At 42.8% G+C, this 9,781-nt stretch carries 9 protein-coding genes; all 9 read right to left on the bottom strand.

Annotated features, from left to right (window positions below; genetic code table 11):
* Positions 1-461 (bottom strand): flagellin N-terminal helical domain-containing protein (locus tag AC4E96_RS08845; protein WP_490255551.1); only part of this gene is annotated, 461 nt, incomplete at its 3' end.
* 349 nt (positions 462-810) lie between these two features.
* Complete coding sequence (flgL, locus tag AC4E96_RS08840; RefSeq protein WP_490255550.1) at positions 811-2,334, bottom strand: flagellar hook-associated protein FlgL; 1,524 nt, start codon at positions 2,332-2,334, stop codon at positions 811-813.
* A gap of 7 nt (positions 2,335-2,341) precedes the next feature.
* The gene (gene flgK, locus AC4E96_RS08835; RefSeq protein ID WP_490255549.1) at positions 2,342-4,363 is read right to left on the bottom strand and encodes a flagellar hook-associated protein FlgK; all 2,022 of its coding nucleotides are present in this window, start codon (positions 4,361-4,363) and stop codon (positions 2,342-2,344) included.
* Between the two features lie 3 nt (positions 4,364-4,366).
* Complete coding sequence (flgJ, locus tag AC4E96_RS08830) at positions 4,367-5,473, bottom strand: flagellar assembly peptidoglycan hydrolase FlgJ (RefSeq protein ID WP_490255548.1); 1,107 nt, start codon at positions 5,471-5,473, stop codon at positions 4,367-4,369.
* A gap of 353 nt (positions 5,474-5,826) precedes the next feature.
* Positions 5,827-6,234: a hypothetical protein gene (locus AC4E96_RS08825; protein ID WP_490255547.1), complete on the bottom strand. Its 408-nt coding sequence runs from the start codon at positions 6,232-6,234 to the stop codon at positions 5,827-5,829.
* Positions 6,235-6,282: 48 nt separating this feature from the next.
* Entirely contained in the window at positions 6,283-7,389 is a 1,107-nt protein-coding gene (locus tag AC4E96_RS08820) for a flagellar basal body P-ring protein FlgI (protein ID WP_490255553.1), read from the bottom strand.
* 10 nt (positions 7,390-7,399) lie between these two features.
* Positions 7,400-8,077 carry a flagellar basal body L-ring protein FlgH gene (gene flgH / locus AC4E96_RS08815; protein WP_490255552.1) on the bottom strand — a complete coding sequence of 226 codons (678 nt, stop codon included), beginning with the start codon at positions 8,075-8,077 and terminating at the stop codon, positions 7,400-7,402.
* Positions 8,078-8,170: 93 nt separating this feature from the next.
* Positions 8,171-8,959 carry a flagellar basal-body rod protein FlgG gene (gene flgG, locus AC4E96_RS08810; protein WP_488032652.1) on the bottom strand — a complete coding sequence of 263 codons (789 nt, stop codon included), beginning with the start codon at positions 8,957-8,959 and terminating at the stop codon, positions 8,171-8,173.
* Positions 8,960-8,980: 21 nt separating this feature from the next.
* A complete protein-coding gene (gene flgF, locus AC4E96_RS08805; RefSeq protein WP_490255546.1) occupies positions 8,981-9,748 on the bottom strand; it encodes a flagellar basal-body rod protein FlgF in 768 nt (255 codons plus the stop codon).
* Between the last annotated feature and the right edge of the window lie 33 nt (positions 9,749-9,781).

The raw sequence follows: 9,781 nt of genomic DNA, 5'->3' as shown, positions 1-9,781 counted from the left end.
TTCGCTTGTGAGCCCACCTGGAATTGTTGAACACCAAATGAACCATCAATTAGTTTTTGACCACCGAAGGTCGTTGTATTTGCGATTCGGTCTAACTCAGATTTTAACTGAATGACCTCTTCGTTTAGTGCTTTACGGTCAACTGTCGAGTTTGTCGCGTTTGCTGACTGAATAGCAAGGTCACGCATACGTTGCAGTATGTTAGTCGACTCTTGCATCGCGCCTTCTGCCGTTTGTGCCATTGAAATGCCGTCATTTGCATTTCGCATTGCCACGTTTAGGCCGTTAATTTGTGACGTTAGACGATTTGAGATCTGAAGACCTGCCGCATCATCACGTGCGCTGTTGATTCTTAAACCCGACGCCAAACGGTTCATTGACGTTTCTAAACTGTTTGTCGAGCCCATAAGGTTACGTTGGCCGTTAATAGAGGCAACGTTAGTATTTACAAATAAAGCCATTGTATTCTCCTTGGAACTTTTTTAGACAAATGCCTAATGTTCTTTTCTCAATGACAGAATTGCAGATGGCGTGCCAACTTTACTAGATTGGCTAAGATTTAATAAAACTGCTTTATTTATAAGGTACTAAAATAAAACAATAGTCAAAAAACAGGTGTGTTTGAATGAAACCAGGTCGCTCAAAAGAGGGGAATTAAATTTGGAATTGCCATAGCGGCAGAGAAAATAAAAAAGCGGCAATGATCGTTAAGGATCTATTTGCCGCTTTTTTGACACATTCACTGGATTTAGATCCTAGTGAGAGTCCGTTGCTTTAAACACTCATAATATCTTAGAGTGTTATTAATATTTAAATGTAATTAAACAAAGATAGATTTTGAATTTTCGCAAAGCTCTGTTGTGCAGCTTGCAAGCCCACCTTATTGGACTCCAAGTTATTCACCGCTTCATAGATATCGATTTCTTCTACATCGGCTAAGGTCGACTTAGTGATTTCTTGGTATCTAAACTGTGCATTCAGCTCAACTTCAACCGCATTTAATCGTGCACCCATTTCAGAACGCACGTTGTCTATTGAGGTAATGCCAGCTTTTATTTCAGTTAACAAACCATCAACGAGCTCAACACGGGCCTGCGAAATCGGTCTATCAATATGAAAAACGTCACCAGCCGCAGGTGTCCCACTAATATCAAGCTCTATACCTCTAAACTTAATCTGATTAGCCGCTGTATAGTCTGCCGGACCATCCACTAAATTACCTTGACTGTCATATACTTCATATTGACCACCGGCCAGTATATCAACACGATAATCATCAAAAGTGTGACCACTCGCAGGCTCGGTAATATTACCTAGGTTGAGTACTGCTGTTGAAACATTTCCTGCATCCGCAGCGGCACTGTAACTTGTGTTAACCATACTCATGGCATCAATGGCACGCTGAAGTGTCCACAAAATACTGGTTTGATTTGATTCATCAAGTTGAAAGGTATCACCTGCTTGTGGCGGTGGTGTTTCCTGAGTTTTTATTTCGATACCATTAAATTCAATAGCACTACCCGGCGTGATATCAGCAAACGCACCTTTATTTGGTTCAAGTGGCACGACTGTACCGCCATTATCACGAACTTCTACCCTCACCTGTCCTGCACCGGCACCAGCTAAGAAGCTCACTGTGTAAGGTGCTGTGTAAACAGGTGGTGTGGTGTTTTCAAATTCTTTTTGTTTAACAACAAAGCCCATCGAAATTTCACTGGCCGACGGGTTACCTGGGTTTCTTGTTGGCAAAAACGTTTTACCTGACGACGGTACATTTTCAATAAACTGACTGCCTGGGTCATTTACCTTTAATTGAAAACCAGCGGCAATCAACACTTCACGTTGGCCGTCATCGCCGTTGTATGTGTTGTAGCCAAACTCATCCTTTGTATAAGTCTGTGTTTTTGTTTGATAGCCAGAAAATATATAATCGCCGTTCGCGTTTTTGGTATTTGCTACACCTTCAAACTGCACAATACGCTCTTGTAGCTCTTCAGCTATAGCTGCCAAACTATTCGCATCCATCGTACCGTTTGTCGAGGTCAACAATAACTCCTCTGCACGAAACAAGACATCTGTCATTGTCGCAACCGCATTTTCACTTAATAAGTTAAAACGCTCTGCAGTGGTTTGGGCCGTGATGTATCGGTCTGAGACTTCAATTTCTTTTCTTAATCGAATCGCCGTATTAGCGCCAGTTGGATCATCTGACGGTTTTAAGATTTTTTTACCTGTCGCTAACTCCATTTGAGCACGATCAAGTGCCGATTGGCGAGTACGCAAATTGGTTAAGCTGCGTTCGTAAAAGTTTGATGTAGCAATACGCACTGACATTATTTAGTTACCTCGCGGCTTGCAATAAAGTATCAAACGTATCTCGTGCCACCGAAATAATGCGTGCAGCCGCTGTATACGCTTGTTGATATTGAATTAAGTTGGCGGCCTCTTCATCGAGGTTTACGCCCTGAATACCTGCGAGACGTTCTTCCGCACCAGCAAGCAGGGTTTCGAATGAAGCAGTAGAAATTTCGCGACTTTTAGTCTCTACACCAATCACAGTAACCAAATCGGCGTAAGTCTCTGAAAAGCTGTTAGTACCACCATCTAAAGTTCGCTCGGACTGGAAGCTCAACATGGTCAGCATATTTGTGTTGTCACCAGGGCCAAACTTCTTCGTTTCGTCAATGCCAGGGTTATCTGCATGCGTGATGGTAAAACTCTCGTTACCCGCCAACACTCCATCTAATTTGAAACGAAAGCCTGCAACCGGATCATCAATGATTTGGTCACTTGGAATCGCAAGTGGACCACTAATTACTACACCACCAGAGTCTCGCACTTGATATGTAGTCGCAGTCGCATCGACTTCGATTGTAATATTATTATCTGGTAATGGGCCTGGTAGTGCCGCTACCGGTGCCGATGGCGCGGTGATCTCATATAATTTAAATTGAACATTGTTGTTGTTTACGTTGTCAGTAATAGCCAATGCATTGTCAGCCGCGGCTATTTTAACTGGCTCGTCCAAAATTCGTTCAATGTCATTAGCGCCAAAATACGTAGGACGAACCTTAAATGAATCACCAGCTGTTAAATTATTAGTATCGATAGCAATTGATATGCCTGTACCTGGAACTGAAATTGCGGTACCACCACTCATTGTTGCTATATCTGCCGGCGTAAATTGAGTGATGACATTTCCGTCCATATCGGTCATATCTAAGTTTGTGCCGTCATAATCCAATCGATAATCAATCCCCTTTAATTCATCGACGTTGCGAATATAAACTTCGAACTTAGATTGAGTTGGGTTTTCTTGACTATTAAGCGTTCTTGCCAACACCGACTGTGGCTCATTTACATCACTGAATAAGTTTTGCCCCGCTTCACCGTTTAAATCTCGCCCAAGGGACTGCTGGCGATTAAAGGTATCTGCAATACCTATCGCTAATTTACCTAGCTCGTTTAGGGTTGGCATAATTAAGTTGTCGCGCGCGTCAAATAGGCCAGTCAACGAGCCCCCCGATAGCTGGTCAGTAATGACAGAAGCATTCGGTGTAGTAGATTTGACTGAAACAGCGATTTCTAGTTGGCCGCTGTCAAACTCATTTCTTTGCACTGATAACGGCAATGCAAAAGTATTGGTAACAAGCGTAATACCTTTACCAATTGTGACGTTGATTGTACCGTCTTCTCGCTTAATCGTGTCTACCGCGACTTTTTCACTGAGTTGCTTTACCAATAAGTCGCGTTTGTCTAATAAATCATTTGGTGGGAAGCCGTCGCCTGAGTTGGCATTTTCTACTTGAATTTTGCCGTTGAGAGACGCAATTTCTGCCGCAATGGCATTTATCTCAGAGACTGTGGTTCGAATTTCTTCATTTATAGCCCCTAAATGCTGGCCTGAAATCTCTTCATAAAGGTTATTGAAGCGCTTCGCAACCGTCTCGGCACGAGCAATTACTACGTTTCTTGCTGAAATGATCGTTGGTTCTTCTGTCACCCCATTAATACCATCAAACATTGCTTCGAAGGATGTGGTGATACCTGTTTCAGGGTCCGCCAATAAATTATCCATGCGAGAAGCATTCTCATACTTAGTGTTATTTGAGTTGTATTGAGCAGCGTTGAAGATAACTTCTTGATAATTAAATTGGTTAAAACTTCGGGAAATGGAGGATAACTGAGTACCATTGCCTAGAAAGGTACTTCTAAATGCCAAACCAACCGTCGACACAGTTTCAACACGTTGACGGCTATAACCTTCCGTATTAACGTTCGAAATATTGTGACCTGTTGTGTCTAAGCCGTGCTGAGCTGCGGCTAAACCGGATACACCAGTACCTAAAATACCACCAGCCATAAATTAGTCCTCATTTCCTAACGTGGTCTCACTTGGCCCTGAGCTATACGGGCTGCCTGTGACGTTATTGATCATTTCTTTAAAACGGTCGCTCTTTAAAATACCGATAATTTTGTCGGCATAGTTAGGATCCGTTGCATAACCTGCTTTCTGTAGACTTTGCAAAAACTGTTCCGGGTTTTGAGTTTTGTTCAAAGCTTCTTCATAACGGCTGCTGCTATTTAAGAAGGAGACAAAGTCATCAAAGGATTCAGCAAAGTTGTTATAGGCTCTAAATGGTTCGGTTTTTCTTACCGCCACACCTTGCTCGAACTCCAATGTGGACTGAGCAACCTTATCGCCAGTCCAGTCACGGTGTGCTTTTACGTTAAATAAATTAAATGACGATTCACCCTTTGCCGTTTTAATAACGTGCTGCCCCCAGCCAGTTTCAAGTGCCGATTGAGCCAACATCACCGCTGGGTTTAAGCCAATTTTTTTAGCAGTTTGTTTTGCGACGTCCCAAAGTTTGCCGACAAAATCTTCAGGTGACTCAAATTTATCGTCCACCTTAGGGGTTTGCGAAGCGGAGGTCACCGCAGATTTGTTAGTTAGATCAGTAATACTGTTATTTGGCGTCGTTAACTGAGTAGTCATATCAGAGTCTGCCACAACGCCTTTGACTTGACTGTCGAGAATACTTTCTTTGTCCTGTAAGTTCACCGTTTGAGAGGCTAATGGTGACGTAGATTTATGTTGGGTCAAATTCGCTAAAGTCGCGTCGTTTCTTAGGACGCTGGCCGCTTTAAAGGACTCTGTATCACCACTTAACTGTTGAACAATAATATCGGCCAAGCCCATCGATCCATTGTCAGACATATCGGTAGCTAGCTGTTGGTCATACATATCGCGAAAGAAATTCGTGGTGTTTGAATGCATGGGGTTGCCCTCTTCAAACGCCTTGTTCGCATCTCGCATGGACTTCAACATCATGCCAATAAAAATTGACTCAAAATGCTGAGCCGCCTTTTTAAGTGCTTCCTGACTTTCAGGTTCATTCTTGGCTTGAGCTTTTAACTGCTGAAGGCCATTGAGGTCATGATAGTTATTGATATCGCCGATCTTGTTCATAGTCGTAATTTTGACGGTTTTATCCCCAAAACAGGGTGTAGTCGCCATTTATCTATTGAAAAATTAACAATTATTAATGGTGTATCAAGAGGCGTGCCAAGTGACTAAACCTCATATTTATCAGAGTTTTATTGTTGTTTAAATTGTTCTGGATTTTTGGTAATCACAAACGAGTCGAAGGAGTGAATAAAGACAGTCCACTTAAAATTTGATTTAAGCGAGTGACTATTAATAAGAATCAAGAGAAAGGTATACCAGAGGGGTTAATACCGGAATGAAAATTAGAGCATCATTAGCTGACCAACCAAGAATACAGGGTTTGGTTGGTCAGTTAACGGCAAACATATTTTTCCTTAGTGTAACAAGGTAAAGTATTTGCTTAGCGAGTCTTTTAATTCGCCAGTAATGTCACCAATAAAACAAACTTTAGAGCCATCAGGAACACGGTCAAAAACAGCTTCTAATTGTGCTTCGATTGCTTCTTCAGTATTGATTTCATCCGCAAAATATTCAGCATCGCCTTCTACTTCAACGTTTGTTAACGCTTCGAATGCGGCCATGCCAATTGGTGTAAACTCAATTTTACCATCAACAATGTGACCGCCAGATAAACAACAGAATAACTTTTTGCTGCCGTATGCGATCTCATAAACGTGGTATTGCAACTCATGAGTTTCGTTAATATCAAGCATTTCAAGAATAGCATTATTGGTATCTTGATTTGCCGTTACGTTACTTAATAACACTTGTGAAAATGCCATGGTATTTTCCTCTTTGGTTTTTGCAAAATTGCATATAATTAAGACTTTTTAAATAACTACCAGCTGGCCATCAATGGCACCGGCTTGTTTTAACGCTTCTAAAATGGCCATTAAGTCACCTGGCGCTGCGCCAACTTGGTTAATGGCTCTAACTAAATCATCTAAGTTCGCACCAGGGTCAAACACAAAAGCTCGAGTGTCGTCTCTCGCCACGTCAATAATAGATTGATTTGTTACAACGGTTTGACCTTGTCCTAATGGATTTGGCTGTGTCACTTCTTGGTTTTCAGCTATGGTCACCGTCAAATTACCGTGAGTTATCGCTGCTGGTTTAAGTCTTACGTCCTTACCTATAACGATAGTACCGGTTCTAGAATTAACAATAATTTTCGCGGCAGTACTTGCCGGCTCAAACTCAAGGTTTTCAATTGCTGACAAATAAGCAACACGCTGTGCAATATCACGTGGCGCGATCACTCTGACCGAAACAGAATCAAGTGGTTTTGCAGTATTTGGCCCAACAAGGTTATTGATTGTGTCGGCCAAACGTTTTGCTGATGTAAAGTCTGGTTCGTTTAAATTGAAGGTAATATGGTCGCCATTACCAAACGGAGATGGGACACTGCGCTCAACGGTCGCGCCATTTGGAATACGACCTACGGTTGGCGTGTTGATAACCACTTGAGAACCATCCAAACCTTGAGCACCTAAACCACCAACAACTAATGAGCCCTGTGCGACCGCATAGACTTGGCCATCGGCACCTTTTAAGAAAGTTTGTAATAATGTGCCACCGCGTAAACTACCAGCACTGCCAATAGACGACACGGTTATGTCTATATCTTGCCCTGGCTTGCTAAATGCTGGTAACTCGGCGTGAACCGCAACGGCAGCAACGTTTTTAATTTTTGGCTGTAAGTTAGCAGGCATTTGAATGCCAAAATTCGCCAACATGGCCTTAAAACTCTGTTGGGTAAATCGAGTTTGCTCACCGGTTCCCGGTAAACCAACTACAAGACCATAACCAACCAACTGATTTGAACGAATTCCCTGTACTGTAGAAACATCTTTGATTCTAACGGCCAGAGCGCTTGTACTTAATAAGACGCTGAATATGGCAATTAAAATACTAATTTTTACTAGGCTTGCTTTCATCATACTACTCCTAGAATGGCCACATCGAACTTAAGAAAAACTTGGATAACCAGCCTGCTTCTTGTGACTCGGCCAAGGTGCCTTTGCCACTATAAGAAATTCGAGCATTAGCGACGCGCGTAGACTCAACTGTATTGTCGGCTGAAATATCTTCGGCGCGAACAATACCCGTCAACCGAATAAATTCTTGTCCAGTGTTAAGGGTTAACCACTTCTCACCACGAATAATTAGATTGCCATTCGGTAACACTTGTAATACATGGACGGTGATCTGACCGCGCAGACTGTTGCTTTGATCAGACTTTGCATCGCCTTTGAAATTCCCATCGGATTCGATACCGAGTTGCAGCGTATTACCACCTATCGTTGGTGCAACGCCATTTAAGCCAACAAGTGGCGACAATGATGCGTCAGTTTGCTTCTTCGTTTCTGTTTTGGCGGTTTTGGAGGCCTGAGTGCTCTCTTCCAAAACAACGGTAATGATGTCGCCTACTCGTCTTGCTTTAGTGTCTGAGTAAAGGCCATTAGACCATCCTGTTTGATACAGACTGCCAGTGGCAACCACTTCTTCAGCTGGTGTTTCAGGCATAATAGGAGCAAAATGTGGCTCTTCTTCAATCACATCGTGATTTACCGCACAACCCGACAATAATGCAAAGCCGACGACTGAAACAGTGAGTTTAAGCACATTCCGTGTCGCTTTATTTAACTTGGTTTGGTAAGTCTTGATGTTCATATTCATCCACTCCTGCTGCATACCTTAAAACGCGTCATTGATTAATTAGAGCTGCTGAGTGATAAAGCCAAGCATTTGGTCTACCGATGAAATCACTTTGGAGTTCATCTCATAGACACGCTGACTTTCAATCATATTAACCAGCTCTTCCGTCACATTTACATTCGACGTCTCTAACGCGCCTTGGACCAAAATACCAAGACCGTCTACGCCAGGGTTACCCTGCAAAGGAGCGCCACTGACACCAGTCTCTGTAAACAAGTTCTGACCTATTGGTTCTAAACCAGCGGGGTTGATGAAGTCACTGATGGTCAACTGACCAATAATGACGCCTGCACCTTCACCAGGTAGCTGAACCGATACTTCACCTTGCTGTGATACCGTAATTGATTTTGCGTTTTCAGGGACATTCATCTCTGGCTGCAATGGAAAACCAGCGCCTGAGGTTACGATTCGACCATTTTCATCTAATGAGAATTGACCATTACGCGTATAGGCAACGGTTCCATCTGGACGTTGAATCTCAAAGAAACCATGACCCTGGATCATGATATCCAAGCTATTATCCGTGGTAGTCATATTGCCCTGAGAAAAGTTCTTTTGGGTTGCTACGACTTTGGTGCCGGCACCTAACATCAAACCGTTAGGTAACTCTGTGTCCTGTGAAGAACGGCCACCCGGTTGATTGATATTTTGATACAACAGGTCCTCAAAAATCGCGCGACTTTTCTTAAAGCCTACCGTGCTCGCATTTGCTAAGTTATTTGAAATAACTGCAATATCGGTTTGCTGAGCATCTAAACCGGTTTTACTAATCCACAATGCTGGATGCATAATTGCCTCCTAATTACCTAATTAAACGATTCGAAGTAACGTGTCTTGCGACTGGTCTATTTCTTCAGCTTTCTTCATCATTTTGATTTGCATCTCATATTGACGCTGATGAGAAATCATCGAGACCATCTCCTCTACTGGATTAACGTTACTCATTTCTAATGCACCACTAACAACACGGACGTTGGGAGAGGCGTCACAAAAACCACAATCTTCATTAAACAAAACCTGGCTTTTTGAGCGGAACAAACCGTCAATGCCTTTTGTTAAGTCATTATCTGAAGGTGGCTCGATGACTTTTATCCTATCGACTACTTCTAGGAAGTTTGCTGGTGCACCTTGTGGCCTAACAGAAACACTCCCGTCAGGACCAATTTCAACTTTTTCTACTGGGATTGGTAAAACAATTAGTCCACCTTCGCCCAAAATTGGTGTCCCTTTGGCGGTTGTCAATAAACCGTCATTAGTAACCTGTAAGTTACCTTCCCGGGTATAAGCTTCTTCACCATCTTTATCTTGTACTGCTAGCCATCCTCTACCTGACAAAGCAATGTCTAAATCTCTGCCGGTCGTAGAAATAGCACCGTGATGCATTCGAGAGCCGGGGCGTTCTTCCATTGCAAATACTCGGCTAGGAAGCCCGTCACCAAAGGCCTGCATTGAGCGTTGTTGCTCAAAGTCGGAGCGGAAGCCTACTGTTTTAGCATTCGCTAAATTGTTAGCATTCATTGCCACGCCAATTAAGTTTTGTTTGGCGCCTGACATAGACACATAAAGTAACTTGTCCATTGGATTCCTCCGTCAAATGCTCGACGTAAAATT

Source organism: Psychrosphaera sp. (assembly GCF_982872775.1).
The sequence above is the reverse complement of the archived record's forward strand: the minus strand, read 5'-3'. Positions and strand labels throughout refer to the sequence as shown.